The organism is Pontibacter rufus (assembly GCF_015694705.1).
Classification (GTDB): Bacteria; Bacteroidota; Bacteroidia; order Cytophagales; family Hymenobacteraceae; genus Pontibacter; species Pontibacter rufus.
This window is the reverse complement of sequence record NZ_JADQDR010000017.1, coordinates 1-16,575: the sequence shown is the minus strand read 5'-3', so window position 1 is coordinate 16,575 and position 16,575 is coordinate 1. Positions and strand designations below refer to the sequence as shown.

11 protein-coding genes are annotated in these 16,575 nt (G+C 50.2%); 8 read left to right on the top strand and 3 right to left on the bottom strand.

Features of this window, described 5'->3' with window-relative positions; genetic code table 11:
- Positions 1-32 precede the first annotated feature (32 nt).
- Positions 33-2,342 carry an alpha-N-acetylglucosaminidase gene (locus tag I2I11_RS20560; RefSeq protein WP_196269637.1) on the top strand — a complete coding sequence of 770 codons (2,310 nt, stop codon included), beginning with the start codon at positions 33-35 and terminating at the stop codon, positions 2,340-2,342.
- A gap of 60 nt (positions 2,343-2,402) precedes the next feature.
- Positions 2,403-4,400, top strand: a complete 1,998-nt coding sequence (locus tag I2I11_RS20555; RefSeq protein ID WP_196269636.1) for a retaining alpha-galactosidase — start codon at positions 2,403-2,405, stop codon at positions 4,398-4,400.
- Positions 4,401-4,695: 295 nt separating this feature from the next.
- Here I2I11_RS20555 and I2I11_RS20550 read toward each other — a convergent pair whose 3' ends face one another.
- The 3 genes from I2I11_RS20550 to I2I11_RS20540 all read right to left on the bottom strand — a co-directional run bounded on the left by I2I11_RS20550 (position 4,696) and on the right by I2I11_RS20540 (position 8,632).
- Positions 4,696-6,054: a GntP family permease gene (locus I2I11_RS20550; protein WP_196269635.1), complete on the bottom strand. Its 1,359-nt coding sequence runs from the start codon at positions 6,052-6,054 to the stop codon at positions 4,696-4,698.
- Between the two features lie 6 nt (positions 6,055-6,060).
- Positions 6,061-7,206: a glycerate kinase gene (locus tag I2I11_RS20545; RefSeq protein WP_196269634.1), complete on the bottom strand. Its 1,146-nt coding sequence runs from the start codon at positions 7,204-7,206 to the stop codon at positions 6,061-6,063.
- Between the two features lie 358 nt (positions 7,207-7,564).
- Positions 7,565-8,632: a LacI family DNA-binding transcriptional regulator gene (locus I2I11_RS20540; RefSeq protein WP_196269633.1), complete on the bottom strand. Its 1,068-nt coding sequence runs from the start codon at positions 8,630-8,632 to the stop codon at positions 7,565-7,567.
- 552 nt (positions 8,633-9,184) lie between these two features.
- Here I2I11_RS20540 and I2I11_RS20535 point away from each other — a divergent pair.
- The 6 genes from I2I11_RS20535 (at position 9,185) to I2I11_RS20510 (ending at position 16,452) form a co-directional block, all read left to right on the top strand.
- Positions 9,185-10,114 carry a sugar phosphate nucleotidyltransferase gene (locus I2I11_RS20535; protein ID WP_196269632.1) on the top strand — a complete coding sequence of 310 codons (930 nt, stop codon included), beginning with the start codon at positions 9,185-9,187 and terminating at the stop codon, positions 10,112-10,114.
- A gap of 11 nt (positions 10,115-10,125) precedes the next feature.
- Entirely contained in the window at positions 10,126-10,770 is a 645-nt protein-coding gene (locus I2I11_RS20530) for a carbohydrate-binding family 9-like protein (RefSeq protein ID WP_196269631.1), read from the top strand.
- 159 nt (positions 10,771-10,929) lie between these two features.
- The gene (locus tag I2I11_RS20525) at positions 10,930-12,357 is read left to right on the top strand and encodes a Gfo/Idh/MocA family protein (protein ID WP_196269630.1); all 1,428 of its coding nucleotides are present in this window, start codon (positions 10,930-10,932) and stop codon (positions 12,355-12,357) included.
- Between the two features lie 393 nt (positions 12,358-12,750).
- Positions 12,751-13,491 carry a hypothetical protein gene (locus tag I2I11_RS20520; protein ID WP_196269629.1) on the top strand — a complete coding sequence of 247 codons (741 nt, stop codon included), beginning with the start codon at positions 12,751-12,753 and terminating at the stop codon, positions 13,489-13,491.
- 61 nt (positions 13,492-13,552) lie between these two features.
- The gene (locus tag I2I11_RS20515) at positions 13,553-14,911 is read left to right on the top strand and encodes a Gfo/Idh/MocA family protein (protein ID WP_196269628.1); all 1,359 of its coding nucleotides are present in this window, start codon (positions 13,553-13,555) and stop codon (positions 14,909-14,911) included.
- Positions 14,912-15,339: 428 nt separating this feature from the next.
- Positions 15,340-16,452 (top strand): formylglycine-generating enzyme family protein, encoded by a 1,113-nt coding sequence (locus I2I11_RS20510; protein ID WP_230680522.1) that lies wholly within the window; start codon positions 15,340-15,342, stop codon positions 16,450-16,452.
- Positions 16,453-16,575 lie beyond the last annotated feature (123 nt).

Genomic DNA, 16,575 nt, shown 5'->3' with positions numbered 1-16,575 from the left:
ATTACATAATCTTCAGGAAATAGCTATTTAAGATGAATGTTGTTTCGGTATACAGGTTTTATTGCTCAGGTATAATTCTTCTGGCGCTGTCGTTGCTGGTGGCGTCCTGTGCGGTACGGCCGGAGCATAGCAACTCAGTTGTAAATACGGGCACAACAGCTGCCGTAAGCCAGGACCAGGCAGACAAAGAGCCTGTTTATGCCCTGATAAAGCGCGTGGTGCCGGAGCAGGCAGAATCTTTTGTAGTAGAATTCATCCCGAAAGCAGGAGAGAACGATGTGTATGAAGTGGAGAGTGTAGATAGCAGGATTGTTTTGAGAGGAAACAACGGCGTTTCGGTTGCCAGTGCCCTCAATCATTACCTGAAGTACTACACCAACAGCAGCATCACCTGGAACGGCATCAACCTTAATCTTACAGACAAGCTGCCCGTGGTGCCGCAAAAAGTCCGGCATGTCAGCCCGTACAAGTACCGCTATTACCTGAACTACTGCACCTATAACTATACCATGAGCTGGTGGGACTGGGACCGCTGGCAGTGGGAAATAGACTGGATGGCAATGAATGGCATCAACATGCCGCTTGCGCTTACAGGGCAGAATGCCATCCACCGCCGCGTGTATAAAAGTATGGGTTTAACCGATAAGGACCTTGAGAGTTTTTTCAGTGGTCCTGCTTACTTCAGCTGGTTCTGGATGGGCAATCTTGATGGGTGGGACGGACCTTTGCCTGTTAGCTGGATGGAAAGCCACGAAGCGCTGCAAAAGCAGATACTGGAACGGGAAAGAGGCCTGGGCATGACGCCCATACTGCCTGCTTTTACCGGGCACGTACCGCCTGCTTTCAAAGATAAATTTCCGGATGCAAACCTGAAAAAGACAGACTGGGCCGGATTTCCTGCTGTGTATCTTCTGCACCCGGACGATCCGATGTTTGTAGAGATAGGAAAAAAGTTTATTCAGGAAGAAATAAAAACCTATGGAACAAATCATCTTTATACGTCCGATACCTTTAATGAGAACAAGCCGCCATCCAGCGATTCCACTTTTCTCAGCAATGTAAGCCGCAAGGTATACCAGTCGATGGCGGCGGCTGATCCGGAAGCTACCTGGATTATGCAGGGATGGTTGTTCCACTTCTCCAGAGACTTCTGGAAACCGGCCCAGATACAGGCCATGCTCAATGCTGTGCCGGATGACAAGATGATTATACTGGACTTGTGGAGCGAGAAAAACCCCATGTGGAAGAAAACGGATGCCTACTACGGGAAACCCTGGATCTGGAACATGCTGCACAACTTCGGCGGAAACGTGAACATGTATGGCCTGATGGATCGCGTGGCCACCTGGCCATCTGAGGCGCTGCATGATCCGGATAATGGCAAAATGGTGGGCATAGGCTTAACGCCGGAGGCCATCGAACAAAACCCGGTAATGTATGAGTTGATGATGGAGAACGCCTGGCGCGAAACGCCCATCGATCTTGACGTATGGCTGAAGAACTATACCAGGCGCCGCTACGGAAAAGAAAGCGCCGGTGCCAACAAGGCCTGGGAAGTTTTGAGGCGTACCGTTTACGCTGATAGTGTTACCTCCGGCGGCCCTGAGTCCATTATAGTGGCGCGGCCAACCTTTAGCCGAAACGCAGGGGGCGTTACTACCAGGTTTACTTACGAGCCACTCGAACTAGTTTCGGCCTGGGACAACCTGGCGGCTGCATCCGCGGACCTGCAGAACAGCGAAGGCTTTCAGTTCGACTTGGTAGACCTGACACGCCAGGTAATGGCGAATTATGCCACTACTATTCAGCAGCAGTTTGCCCGCGACTATAAAAACAAAGATCTGGCAGCTTTCAAAGCGCATAGTGCGCAATTTATTACGCTGATAGAAGACTTGGACAGGCTGCTGGCTACGCGCGAAGATTTCCTGCTGGGCAGGTGGCTGGAGGACGCTAAAAGCTGGGGTACAACAGAAGCGGAGAAAAAGCTTTACGAAAAGAATGCCCGTAACCTGATTACCTTATGGGGTGGCAAAGACAGTAAACTGAGTGAATACGCCAACAGGCAGTGGTCTGGCTTGCTGAATGGCTACTATAAACCACGCTGGCAGCAGTACTTCGACTACGTAATCAGCCAGATGCAGAAAGGGGAGGAGATAGACCAGAAAGCCTTTGATGAAAAGATAAAGGACTGGGAGTGGCAGTGGGTGAACGGCAACGAGCGCTACAGCACCGAAACAGAAGGAGATGCTGTAGCGGTGGCAAACGAAATGTATAAAAAATATGCAGCAGAGATTAAAAGCACGGAATCAGCAGGGCAGCACCAGAAAGGAAACAGCTTCTGAACCAGCTAATGATCGGCATTTAATGATGCTGCTTCTATAACAATCATAAAGACATATATTATGAAACACAGTATCTTATGCCTCCTGCTTCTCTTCGCTTTTTGCCATACAGTGGTGTATGGGCAGAAAAGCAAAACCTTCAGTCTAAAGTCTCCGGATAAAAAAACAGAGCTGCGTGTGGAGGCAGGTAGACAACTGAAATGGTCTGTTGTGCATGGAAATCAGCAGGTGATAGCGCCCTCTGTGATCTCGATGCAGTTGGCAGGAGGAGAGGTGCTGGGAGACGATGGCAAGCCTGTGTCAGCAAAGACTGATAAAGTAAACACCACTATCAAACCGCTTCACTACAAGAAAGACCTTATCGAGGATGAGTACAGCCAGCTAACTCTGAACTTTAAAGGCAATTATGGCGTGATTTTCCGGGCCTATAATGATGGCGTGGCTTACCGCTTTTTTACCAATAAAAAAGACTCGCTGACCGTAGAGGATGAGGTGGCAGAGTTTAACTTTCCCAAAGATTACATGGTTTACCTTCCGTACGCCAACAATGAGTTCGAAAACGGAGCGTATGACATGTACCAGATTTCGTTTGAGAACACGTATGCCCATGTTCCGCTTTCTGAAGTTGTTAAAGATACAGTCGCTTTTGCGCCAGTGCTGGTAGAACTGAACAACGGGGTGAAAGCCGCCATTACCGAAGCCGACCTGGAAAGCTATCCGGGTATGTTTTTACAGTCCAGCGACAAGGATTTTTCCCTGAAAGGAGACTTTGCAAATTACCCGCTGGTGGAGGTACAGGGCGGCCACAACAACCTGCAATCTTTCATCGAAAAAAGAGCGCCATACATTGCAAAAACAGCCGGAGCCCGTAAGTTTCCGTGGCGTGTGGTGATCATCAGCGAGCAGGACAAGGATCTGCTCAACAATGATATGGTTTACAAGCTTGCTTCGCCTTCCAGAATAAAAGATACTTCCTGGATTAAGCCCGGGAAAGTAGCCTGGGACTGGTGGAATGACTGGAACATCACCGGCGTAGATTTCCGCGCTGGCATCAACACCGAAACCTATAAGTACTACATCGACTTTGCGGCGGCCAATAACATAGAAAACATCTTGCTGGACGAGGGTTGGGCCGAGAGTGAGGATATCATGCAGGTGGTGCCCGAAATAGACCTTCAGGAGATAATAGATTATGCTGCCAGCAAAAATGTGGGCGTATGGCTGTGGGGTGGCTGGCTGCCGCTAAACCGGAAAACAGATGAAGCACTCTCGACTTATTCTAAGATGGGGGTAAAAGGCTTTAAAATTGACTTTATGGATCGGGATGACCAGAAAATGGTTGACTTTTACTATAAGATTGCAGACAAAGCAGCCGACTATAAACTGATGGTAGATTTTCACGGAGCCTATAAGCCCACCGGCCTGCAGCGCACGTATCCCAATGTATTGAATTTTGAAGGTGTGCAGGGGCTGGAGCACGCGAAATGGTCTGACCCCGATTTTCCTAAGTATGACAGCACCATTCCCTTTATTAGGATGCTGGCCGGACCACTGGATTATACTCCCGGCGCTATGAAAAACGCCAACAAAAAGAGCTTCCGCGCTATCCGGTCGGCCCCCATGAGCCAGGGTACCCGCACGCACCAGTTGGCCCTGTACGTGCTGTACGAAGCCCCGTTTAATATGCTGGCGGATAGCCCAACCAACTACATGGAAGAACCGGAAAGCACTGAATTCATCGCTTCGGTTCCCACCACTTTCGATGAAACCGTGGCACTGGATGGCAAAGTGGGGAAATATGCCGCTGTCGCCCGCAGGAAAGGTGATACCTGGTACGTAGGCGCCATCACCAATTGGGATGAGCGCGACCTTAACATAGACCTGTCCTTCCTGCCAAAAGGAAACTATGAAGCTGTGATCTTTAAAGATGGCATCAATGCAGACAGAAACGGAACAGACTATGTGAGGGAGGTGATAAAAGTGAACGCAGGCGATAAGCTGAAAGTGCACATGAAAGGTGGCGGTGGCTGGGCCGCCAGGATATACCCGGCCAAATAATGTTTCAGACAGACAGGCCGTCAGGAGATAAAACTATGCCTGCCTGAATGTAGAAGGTTTAACTGCAAGTTTGATTGAGGTGAGTTGTAAAGCCCTTGTGCCCAGGTACAGGGGCTTTTGCTTTAAAATGCTCCAGCGGGATATTTTAAAGTATAGATTGGCAAAAGATACCTGAGAGCGAAACGCCTCTTTCCGCACCAGTAATGCCCGGAATGATTTTGAATAACGCAGTTGCCCGCTGGGTGGCGTTTTATAGTGTACAACCAGAGACTAAACCCCTTTTCTGCTCCTCCTTTTACACCAGCAGGAACCACAGCAGCATCGTTGTAAGGATGCCTACAATGCCCTGCACCAGGGTAGCCATGGTATGGGCTTTGTAGGCATCTGCCACTTTCAGGCCGCTGAACTGCGTTACTACCCAGAAGTAGCTGTCGTTTACGTGGCTTACGACCATGGCGCCGGCGCCGATGGCCATTACTACTAAAGATAGAGGCACTGCACCTTCAATTCCTGCTTGCGGGAGCATAGGCGCAATAAGCGCTGAGGTGATAACGAGCGCTGCTGTGGAAGAGCCCTGGGCCGTCTTTAAAGCAGCAGCAACAAAAAATGGAATTAACAGAACCAGCGCTCCCTCCAGCGATCCGTCCCCGGCAAAGCTTTGGATCACATCGGCTACGGGAGTTACTTTAATCACAGCGCCAAAAGCGCCACCTGCTCCTGTAAGCAAAAGTATGGCGGCAGAGTCGTTGATGCCTTCTCCTACCCATCCGGTCAGGGTTTCTTCGTTCCACTTCGGTAGCAGGGGAAAGGCGGCAAACACGCCCAGCAGTAAGGCTACAACAGGATTGCCCAGAAAAAGCAGCACTTCAGCCGCTTTGCCAGTCCATTGCGCATAGCTCACAACTGAGCCGATGCCTATCAGTACTATCGGTAAAAAAATGGGCGTAAAAGCTTTTGCTGCAGAAGGAAGCCGCCCAAACGATTCGACCACTTCATTATACCGGTAATCCGGTTCTGCCTCTCCTTCAATTTTGATAGAGGCAGCTACTTTTACAGCCCAGAGGTACCCTGCCAGCGAAACAGGAACTGCAACGACTAAGCCAATCAGGATAATCGTACCCAGGTAATCACCAGCACCAATATTTCCGGCGGCAGCAATTGGCCCGGGTGTCGGCGGCACAAGCGTATGGGTCGCATAAAGGCCCGTGGCCAGGGCTACCGACATGGAAGCCAACGATACATGTGCCCGGCGGGCCAGCGCTTTTCTCAGGCCGGACAAAATAACAAAGCCCGAATCACAAAACACAGGAATGCTGACGATAGCGCCAATTAGTGTCATGGCTATCTGGGGTCTTTTTTCGCCTACTATTCTTAATACAACCTCAGCCATGCGCAAAGCAGCACCGGATTTTTCCAGGATTTTCCCCATGATGGTTCCTGCCACAATCACAATTCCGATGTAACCCATTAACCCGCCAAACCCTTCCGTAACCGCCTGCACTACCTCCGGCAGCGGCATACCTACTACTATACCCAACCCGAAAGCTGCTATCAGTAAAGCTAAAAAGGGATGGAGCTTAAGTTTTGCAGTAGCTACAACAATAAAAGCTACGCTTAGCAGGAGAACGAGAAACAGTAAAGGGCCTTGTATCATTTGACTTCAAAATAAGTTACTTTTCTGAGAAGCATGGTAAAGCAGCCGGGCAATGTTTCGTGCAGCAGAGGCTAAATAAATCCGGGCATTTGTCATAGCTTCCGCCAGCGATACCGGCGCATGGAGAATGGAATGACAACTCACAAAATGTTCCAGCAACTGTTCATGCCCTTCTCCGAGGCTGCCCGACAGGAGTATTGTGTTTACCCCTGCTTCCTTCGCCATGCTGGCAACAAAAAAAGGTGCTTTACCATATGCTGTTTGATAATCGCTCTGTCCTTCGCCCGTAATCACCCAATCTGCTTCTTTAATGAGGTGCTTTAGGCCAGCCGCTTCGGCCACAATCCGTGCGCCGGAAAGAATTTCTGCTCCCAGCGCCAAAAAGCCAAATCCCAGACCGCCTGCCGCCCCGGCTCCGGGTATGTGCTGGAGTTTTAATTGCAATGCCTCTTCTACCAGGCGGGCGTAATGCGCCATGCCTTCATCCAGTAATATGACCTGCGCTGCGGTTGCTCCTTTTTGCGGCCCGAAAACATGGGTAGCACCGTTTGTTCCACATAAGGGGCTTTCTACGTCGCTGGCAATTTTAAAACTGCATTCTTTCAGCTTAGGATTGAGCCCGGAAAAATCAACCGATGTAACCTGCAGGAGCGAATCTCCTGTGGGGCTTACGCGCTGGTTATACTTGTCAAGAAAAATAGCTCCAAGGGCCTGTAGCATTCCCAGGCCGCCGTCGTTTGTAGCACTTCCGCCCAGCCCGATAATGAAATGCCGGAATCCCTTTTGGATAGCTTCCAGGATTAATTCGCCTATGCCGAAAGTGGTCGTCAGCATCGGATTCCGCTCAACTGCCGGAACCATCGGCAAGCCCGCCACCAGCGCCATTTCAATAACAATGGTTTCCGCATCGCCCAGCACGCCATAGCTGGTTGTAACTGGTTCGCCCAAGGGGCCAGTTGCTGTTGTATCTATCCGCCTCCCGTGGGTGGCAAATAAAAGCGTATCTAAAGTGCCTTCTCCGCCATCAGCCATTGGTACAAGGTGTACCTGCACCCCAGGAATCTCCTGTGTAAAAGCCTCTTTTATTATAATCCCCACTTCTTTTGCAGATAAACTGCCTTTATAGGAATCCGGAGCAACGACAATTTTCATGCGTTATACTTTAATTATGAAAGCTTTTTGACTTGGCCATTCGTTATCTGTTTCCCCTGTATCCTAAATTATAGGTTTATGCTGAATATACAATATAAACCCGCCAATAACAGGATCACAACGGTAATTTATACTTCAATGGTCTTTATACTTGCCTGTAAAACAGGATAGCAATGCCATCGGCCATAACCAGAGGCAAAAGGTTAAATAGGTTAGTTATAAAACAAAGAGGCCCTACTAAAAGTAGAGCCTTCTTTCAGTAGGGCAATGGCTTTAAATTTTGGTTTGTCATGTATGGTGTTTAGGTTTATTGCTAAACATCATACTTTACAGACCACAATCCTTCAGTTATTCTAATTCAGATATCAGACTCAATATAGTAGTGCAGGTTTTCTTTTGTGATAATATCCAGTGGCAGGTACTTGATCGGGTTGTTTTTCTTTTGAAATATTAAATAGTCTGCCAAAGCGTGTATGCCCCAGTAGCCCTGCCCTTTGGGGTTCTGGTTGATCAGGAATTCAATGATACCCAGGTTCAGATAGTGGAGATTCTTTTCCATCAGGTCATAGCCTATCAGGTGCGCCTGCGTTATCTGCCTGTCCTGTAAATATTCAGCAACAATGCTTGCCTTAGAGTTGGTTACAAAGATGCCCTTTATATCAGGTGCTTCTGCAAAAAGCTGATCCAGTTGCTGCGCAATCGTATTTTGGGCAGTGCTTTGCAGGTCTGCCTGGATAACGTTGTATACACCGGCCAGCTGCTGCTTCGCGAAATAGTCCACAAATCCCTGTTCCTTATGAAGCAGGTGAGAGGAGTTCAGGATATCCTCCTCGATATGCGCTACCACAAAAGAGCATTTTTCTTTACAACCATAGTGCAGGAGCTTACCTGCCAGAAAACCACTTTGGTAGGAGTCCTGCCCGATATACATCAAAGGCTCATAATCGGGTATGTGCGTATTGAACAGCACAAAGGGAATTCCGTCATTTTTCCATTTATCAAAATAAGCCAGCGACTGGCGGTAAAAAATAGGCGCAACCAGGATACCGCTAAAAGTAGATGCTGCGATTTTATCTGCCTGCTCCAGAAAGGAATTTACATGAAAAGGGTCGAAGATATACTGCGTAACCCTGATGCCATACTGTTTGAGTTCTTCTTCAGCCTTTTCGATGCCCGCCTTCGGCGCCTGCCAGTAGCTGTCAGCAGCAGGATCAGGTATAAGAGCGGCTACATTATATGTTTTGTTGTTCACCAACGCCCTTGCCAGCAGGTTGGGTTTATAATTAAGTTCGTCTGCAATTGCAAGGATACGCTGCCGCACTTCTTCCGACACTCTTCCCCGGTTGTGAAGCACACGGTCTACCGTTCCTATCGATACGTTGGCTCTTGCGGCAATGTCTTTTATTCTGAAAGTATGATTGTTCACGCTTCGTGCTATGTTAGATATACCTTTTACGCATGCAACCTGCCGGTTCGGAATACCGGGTATGGTTAACGGGCAGAAGCGCCCGCCGGTTTTTTAGCAATGCTTTATTTGCAGCTTTGTTACCTGCAAAAATATCAATTATATCCAAGAGTGCTTTATATATTCGAATCAACTCAGATGAAAACGTTCCTTAATAAGGAGGCTTTTTATCATGCTCTTTCGTTTGCGCCACATGGATACGTAAATCTTCCCTGCCTTCCATCCTCCGGATAGTGTATAAGAAAAGGCATTTTATACTTGCGTTATCATACACGCACATTGCGTGTTCGTAAACATTATGATTTTTTTCTTGCGAAGTTAGATTCTAGTTTCTATTTTTATCACGCCTTCACAGCGCCTGGCAGTAGCCAACGTGCTGCTGTAATGGGCAATGTTCAGGCAGGTATTGGCATACGAGCCTGCTGCTGTACCATCGTCTTTCTTTCAGATGGTTGCGGGTGAAGATTAAAATGTTTCTTTGCGCATACTCCCGGTTTCACAATTTAATAATATATGCAACACCGTCCCACTTTGCTTGTGCTGGCAGCAGGTATGGCCACACGCTATGGCAGCTTAAAGCAGATAGACAGCTTTGGGCCTCATGGCGAAACCATTATCGACTACTCTGTTTATGATGCGCTGAAAGCCGGGTTTGGCAGAGTTGTCTTTGTTATCCGCGAGTCGATTGAAGAAGCGTTTAAAGCAGCCATGCGCCGCCGGTTTCCGGACGAAGTGCAGATAGCGTACGTAGCGCAGGAGCTTGATATGTTGCCTGCCGGGTTTGAGGTGCCGGTGGGCAGAACGAAGCCCTGGGGCACAGGCCACGCAGTATGGGTAGCCGCATCTGAAATAAAAGGCCCTTTTGCTGTTATCAATGGCGATGATTTTTACGGGTATGAATCCTTTAAACTGGCGGCTGATTTCCTGCAAAACAGCACTGATGAGTCAGAATACGGCCTGGTAGCCTTTAAAGTGGAGAATACCCTGTCGGAGTACGGCGCCGTGTCGCGGGGTGTTTGCGGCTTTAGCGAAGATGCTTACCTGACATCGCTGACAGAGCAGACACACATCATCCGCACCCCGGCCGGCATAGCCGTGCAGGACCCGGGGGCAGAAGCCAGGCTGCTGAACGAAGGAGAGCTTGTGTCGATGAACCTGATGGCCTTTAAGCCATCCGTGCTGCCATACTTTGAAGCCGGCTTTAAAGAATTTCTGCAAAAGAACAGCGCTAACCTGAAGGCCGAGTTTTATCTGCCGGACGTGGTGAATGCCGTGGTGCAATCTGGCGATGCGCGGGTAAAAGTGCTGCACACACCGGAAAAATGGTTTGGCGTGACCTATCCCGATGACAAAGCCACGGCCATACAGCGCCTTGAAAACCTGATACAAGCCGGAGTTTACCCCGAAAATCTGTGGGGAAAAATACCGTCGCCATCCATATAAAAACCAACAACATGATACAACTTGAGATACCCGCCCTGCCCCACCTGCACGCAGGCAGTTCGCTGCCCTCACTTACTGAGGCGCTGGATGCGTTACCGCGGCAGGCCATTGGCAGCGCGCCCTGGCCGGTTTACGAGCAGGGCCCCGAAGTTGAATTTGCGATGGCGCACAACGAGGACTGTCTTTTTCTGAAGTATTATGTGAAAGAGAACGACGTGCAGGCCATGCACCGCCAAACGAACGACCTGGTGTACAAAGACAGCTGTGTGGAATTTTTTATTGCTTTCAGAGGAGAGGAGGCGTATTACAACTTCGAGTTTAATTGCCTGGGCACCTGCCGGGCTGGCTTCGGAACCGGCCGAGACAACAGAAAGCTGCTACCCCCCGGCAGGATAGCGCACATAAAGCGTTGGGCAGTGCTAAAGGTATCCAATAAAGCAATCCCCCGTGTTACCTGGCAACTAACACTGGTAATTCCGCGGGAAGCTTTTTCGGAACACCGGCTCACTAATCTGCAGGAAGAGCAGGCACGCGTTAACTTCTACAAGTGCGGCGACGATCTGCCTAATCCGCATTACCTGGCCTGGGGCATGATAGAGGCCCCTGAACCCAACTTCCATTTGCCTGAGTTTTTCGGCGAGGCAAAATTCTCTTAAAGGCAAGCCGTTTATGTCTGGTAACATGAGTATTTTATACTTATACTTTACCTGCACATTGTCTGCCACCAGCCGTAGCGCAGGTGTGAAATGCCATCAGTAAACGGGCCCTGCACCGCCGTTTTATACTTAACTTAAACCCGACACAAATCGATACCCATGAGCAACAATCGCAGAGAATTCCTGAAACTCGCTGGCCTAGCCGGCATCAGTCTGGCCGGTACAGGCCTGATGAGTGGCTGCGCCACCGCAGAGCAGCCTGCCGCCCTGGCCGACATCCGCAAACAGGCCGGCAGGTCGCACACGCAACGGTTTAATATGTCTGGCTACAGCGCTCCGAAACTGGAGACCGTGCGGGTAGGCTTTGTAGGGTTAGGTATGAGGGGTCCGGGTGCAGTAAACCGCATGAGCCACATTGAGGGGGTAGACATAAAAGCCCTTTGTGATTTGCGGCCTGAGAAAGTGCAGGCCATGCAAAAGAAACTATCGGGCACTTCGCATAAACCAACGTCTTATACCGGCAAAGAAGATGCGTGGAAGGAAATGTGTGACAGGGATGACATTGACCTTATTTATATTGCCACGCCCTGGTATCTGCATACCCCTATGGCCGTGTACGCCATGGAGCAGGGCAAGCATGTGGCCGTAGAAGTGCCTGCCGCCAAAACGGTAGAAGAATGCTGGCAATTGGTAGAAACCTCGGAACGCACCAGAAAGCACTGCATGATGCTGGAAAACTGCTGCTATGATTTCTTTGAGCTGCTTACCCTGAACATGGCCCGGCAGGGATATTTTGGCGACATTATTCACGGCGAAGGCGCCTACATTCACAATCTGGTTGATTTGAATTTTGCGAAGGACGGTTATTATGACATGTGGCGGCTGAAAGAAAACCTGCACAGGAATGGCAACCTGTACCCTACACACGGCCTGGGCCCTATCTGTCAGGTAATGAACATCAACCGCGGCGATCAGATGGATTACCTTGTCTCGGTTTCTTCCAATGATTTTACGATGGCTGATACATCCCGGCAGCGGGCCGGCAGCGATCCTTTTTACAAGGAGTATGTCAGCGATAACTACCGCGGCAACATGAACACCACCACTATCCGCACCAAAAATGGCAGAACCATCATGATCCAGCACGATGTGTCGTCTACCCGCCCGTACTCCAGAATCCACCTGGTGAGTGGTACAAAGGGCGTCGCACGGAAATATCCCGAGGAGCGGATCGCAAACAGCCATGAAGGGTGGCTGTCCGATGCAGAATTTAAGGCGCTGGAAGAAAAGTATACGCCGGCCATCACCAAGCGGGTAGGCGAAATGGCCAAGAAAATTGGCGGCCACGGCGGGATGGATTTTATGATGGACTGGCGCCTGATAGACTGCCTGCGCAACGGCCTGCCGCTGGATCAGGATGTGTATGATGCTGCCCTGTGGAGCGCTGTTTCTCCGCTGGGCGAATGGTCTGTCGCCAACCGATCACAAAGTATAGATGTACCGGATTTTACAGCTGGCGCATGGGCAACAAACAAGCCGGTAGATATTTCGCTGCAGCGCGGCGGCACCACCAACGTGAAAGCCTGAGTATGGCAGCATGAACAAAGTGGCACAGGTATAAAGCCACAACAAACTGAATATTAGGTACAAGCCTTTCTTATCAGTCTGTACTTAATTACCAATGAGGTATAGTCTGAAGCTGTTTAATATTCCTGTTGCATCAAGCTAAGGCCAGCCGTGGTGTTTTCACCGCTGATTTATACTTCTTCAGGCCTTTCCAGCAAAGGCCCGGATAAACTTAGGTATAGCAGGTATAAACGGAAACAGCAGTACAAATATCAAACAGGCTGTGCCGGCTGCGCTGTATACATTTCCGGAAGCGGCAGGAGGCATGTGTGCAAAAAGAATTTTGCCGGATAATCAGGGCTAGACGACAGGTGTACAGTTATAAAATCTTATATTGATTGGAAAAAAGTTAAGATGGATCGCAGGGATAGTTTAAGGGTTTTGTTTTTGGGTGGTTTTCCGGCCAAACCAGGGCGCTTGCAGCAGCAGGAGACGCCTGTACCGGCACAGCCTGGTGTCTTCCGAAGCAGTTGGGAGTCGTTGCCGGACGGGGCTTGGGCAGGAGAGGCATTCGGGGCGGAGCAGCCGCAGGGCTGGTGCATACAGGGTGGCGAGCTGCTGTGTATGCAGGCCGGTCCAAACCATTCCGTTCAATTGCTTACGCACCGTCTGGCTGCGTCTGCGGGCCCTTTTATACTTAGCCTGCAGCTCCGGTTCCTGGCAGAAGCTTCTCTGGAGGATACGTTTGCCCATGCCGGCTGGCTGCTTGGCCTGAAAGACTGCTCTGCTGCCGTATCTGCCGAAGGAGCAGGCATCCGCGTGGGCGTACAGCGGTGCGGGCGCCTTTTCATCGGCCTTGCCGTCAGCAATAAGTTTATACCTGATGAGAAACTGCAGGAGGGTATCCGATTGGTTTTAAAGGTGGTACCGCAGCCCGGGGGCACTCACCATGCCAAACTGACGGCGCTGGACAAAGCCGGCAATACGCTGGCCATCGTTAAGTCAGAACAATATTATGCCGATGACTGGCAGGGAAGCATTGCTGTGCTGAGCCATTCCGATGTCGAAAAAACAGATCCGGAGCCTGTCGTCAGCTTCGGGTTTATGGAGGCAGCAGGTGAAAGGCTTGAGGCGCAAGGGGAAATGTACGATTAATCGAAAATCAATATACTATAACATGCAGGGCCGGAGACTTTCCAGGCCATAGATAACTATTATGAACAGAAGAAAATTTGTACGAAACACGGGCCTCTCTGCCGCTGCCCTATCTGTATTGCCCGGCCAGAACCTGTTTGCCGCCGCACCTAAAGCCAAAGACAAAGTGAAGATCGGTGTGATTGGCGTAGGCCTGCGTGGCCAGAATCACCTGGATCTGTTGTTGAGAAGAGACGATGTGGACGTGGTAGCTATTTGCGATGTGAGCGATCGCATGCTGCAGATGTCCAAAGACATCATCCGGAAAAGCGGAAAGCCCATGCCAAAAGTATTTACCGGCGACGACTATGCCTGGAAAAAGATGCTCGAGACAAAAGGGCTGCAGGCTGTAGTTATAGCTACCCCGTGGGAGTGGCACAAGCCCATGATCATTGGCGCACTCGATGCCGGATTAAAGTATGTGGGCTCAGAGGTGGTGCTGGGCATTACGCTGGATGATCACTGGGACGTGGTGCACGCCGCCGAAAAGCATAACGCCAATGTGATGATGCTGGAAAATGTATGCTACCGCCGCGATGTGATGGCCGTGCTCAACATGGTGCGGCAGAATGTGTTCGGCGAGCTTATACACCTGCAGGGAGGCTACCAGCACGACCTGCGCGAAGTGAAATTTAACGATGGCGAGCATGCCTATGGCCACGGCGTAAAGTTCGGCGAAGAGGCATTTTCCGAAGCCAAGTGGCGCACCGATCATTCCGTGCACCGCGACGGCGATCTGTACCCGACACACGGCATCGGGCCGGTAGCCCACTACATCAACATTAACCGCGGCAACCGCTTTCTGACCTTAAACTCCTATTCAACCAAATCGCGCGGGCTGCATAAGTATATTGTGGATCATGCCGGAGAAGATCATCCCAACGCCAAAGTAAAATTCAGGCTGGGCGATATTGTAACCACTACCATGAATTGCGCCAACGGCGAAACCGTTATCCTGCAACTCGACACCAATTCGCCCCGCCCTTACTCTTTAGGGTTCCGGGTGCAGGGAACCGAAGGCCTGTGGATGGACGTGAACAGCTCCATTTATGTGGAGGGCAAGAGTAAGCCGCACCAGTGGGACGAGGCCAAACCGTGGCTGGACAAGTATGATCATCCGCTGTGGAAGAAGTATGGCAACGATGCGCAGGGTGCAGGCCACGGCGGTATGGACTTTTTCGTGATTCACGCCTTTGTAGAAGCTGCCAAACGCAACGAACCCACGCCGATGGATGTGTATGATGCCGCTGCCTGGAGTGCCATTACGCCCCTGAGCGAGCAATCTATTGCGCTGGGGAATGAAACAGTAGAATTTCCGGACTTTACCAGCGGAAAGTGGATGTCCCGGAAGCCGACTTTTGCCCTAAACGACGATTATTAATGCGGTAAGTGCTTCTTGCTGTTACAGCCATTCCTGTCATTTTCCGGCTTCACCGCAGTTGAGTAATGCGGCGAAGCCGGAATTTGTTTAGAGGATTTGCGTTAAGTATGGAGGAAAATAACAGCTTTATACCTGGGATTATCCTTTGTCAGATTCCCGCTTTAGGAGCGGGGCTGGTTGATGCTGAGATGAAGCTGTGCTCAGGAGTAGACTTTTGTAGAACTTAACTTGTCTACTTCAGTGAGGCATAAAAAAATGAACATCCTTGACATCAGGAAAGATATCCATGTAAAGTATAAATCTTTATTTTAAATGATTGGTATACTTCGGGTTTTTCTTGTTTTGGCCGCTTACTTCTGCATAAAATCACTATTTTTATACTTTGCCAGCGTTTTATCTGTTCCTGTATTACCATGAGTCACAAGCCCTTGTATTTTATACTACTGTTGTCGTTTGCTGCCTGCCAGCAGGAAAAGCCGCAAAGCATGGTTGCTGCGGAGCACACCAGCCTGGAGGATGCTTCGTGCCACAGCAACATGCCGCAGCGCTTTGCCACGCTTACAGGCGCTGCGGATGATAGCCTGCTTACTACAAACAAGGCTGTTTCGCATGAAAATATGGTATGGATAGAAGGAGGTAGTTTCGGGATGGGCGCTACAGATGCGGAAGGCCGACGGGATGAATATCCGGCCCACAAGGTAAAACTGGACGGCTTCTGGATGGATGCCACGGAAGTAACCAATGCGCAGTTTGCCGCTTTTGTAACGGCCACCGGCTACACCACCGTGGCAGAGCGCAAGCCCGACTGGGAGGAGCTCAAAAAGCAGCTGCCGCCCGGCATGCCCAAACCTGCCGATGAGCTGCTGGTAGCAGCTTCGCTCACCTTCAGCCAGCCCAATCATCCCGTGCCGCTGAACGATGCATCGCAGTGGTGGAGCTGGACGCCCGGGGCCAGTTGGAGGCACCCGCAGGGCCCGCAGAGCGATATCAAAGGAAAGGAGAATTTTCCGGTAACACAGGTTGCCTGGGAGGATGCCGCCGCTTATGCCAGCTGGGCCGGCAAACGCCTGCCGACTGAAGCTGAATGGGAATACGCAGCCAGGGCAGGCCTGAAAGACAAGCGCTACCCCTGGGGAGACGAAGATGTGGAGGCTGGAAAACCGAAAGCCAACACCTGGCAGGGCAGCTTCCCTGTTCTGGATGAGAGATGGGATGGCTTTTCGGGCGCCTCGCCGGTGAAATCCTTTAATCCGAATGCTTACGGGCTCTACGACATGGCAGGCAATGTATGGGAATGGGTGGCCGACTGGTATACCGAAGATTATTACCAGACGCTGGCCGGAAAAGTATCGGAGAACCCCCGCGGTCCGGCCGAAAGCTTCGATCCGCAGGAGCCTACCGTACCTAAAAAGGTAACGCGCGGCGGCTCCTTTATGTGCAACGCTTCTTACTGCAAAGGTTACCGTGTAACCTCTAAAATGAAATCCTCGCCCGATACCGGCCTGGAAAATACCGGCTTCCGGTGCGTGGCATCAAATTAAAATGCTGGTGTATAGTATGATTTGCAGGCCAGACGGTTGATTTGTAAAGTATAAGTATAAGTATAAGTATAAGTATAAGTATAAGTATAAGTATAAGTATAAGTATAAGTATAAGTATAAGTA

Coding starts and splice junctions, on each gene's coding strand:
- I2I11_RS20530 (WP_196269631.1), top strand. CDS start 10,126: ATGATACAACTTGAGATACCCGCCCTGCCCCACCTGCACGCAGGCAGT.
- I2I11_RS20550 (WP_196269635.1), bottom strand. CDS start 6,054: ATGATACAAGGCCCTTTACTGTTTCTCGTTCTCCTGCTAAGCGTAGCT.
- I2I11_RS20560 (WP_196269637.1), top strand. CDS start 33: ATGAATGTTGTTTCGGTATACAGGTTTTATTGCTCAGGTATAATTCTT.
- I2I11_RS20525 (WP_196269630.1), top strand. CDS start 10,930: ATGAGCAACAATCGCAGAGAATTCCTGAAACTCGCTGGCCTAGCCGGC.
- I2I11_RS20520 (WP_196269629.1), top strand. CDS start 12,751: ATGGATCGCAGGGATAGTTTAAGGGTTTTGTTTTTGGGTGGTTTTCCG.
- I2I11_RS20535 (WP_196269632.1), top strand. CDS start 9,185: ATGCAACACCGTCCCACTTTGCTTGTGCTGGCAGCAGGTATGGCCACA.
- I2I11_RS20515 (WP_196269628.1), top strand. CDS start 13,553: ATGAACAGAAGAAAATTTGTACGAAACACGGGCCTCTCTGCCGCTGCC.
- I2I11_RS20545 (WP_196269634.1), bottom strand. CDS start 7,206: ATGAAAATTGTCGTTGCTCCGGATTCCTATAAAGGCAGTTTATCTGCA.
- I2I11_RS20555 (WP_196269636.1), top strand. CDS start 2,403: ATGAAACACAGTATCTTATGCCTCCTGCTTCTCTTCGCTTTTTGCCAT.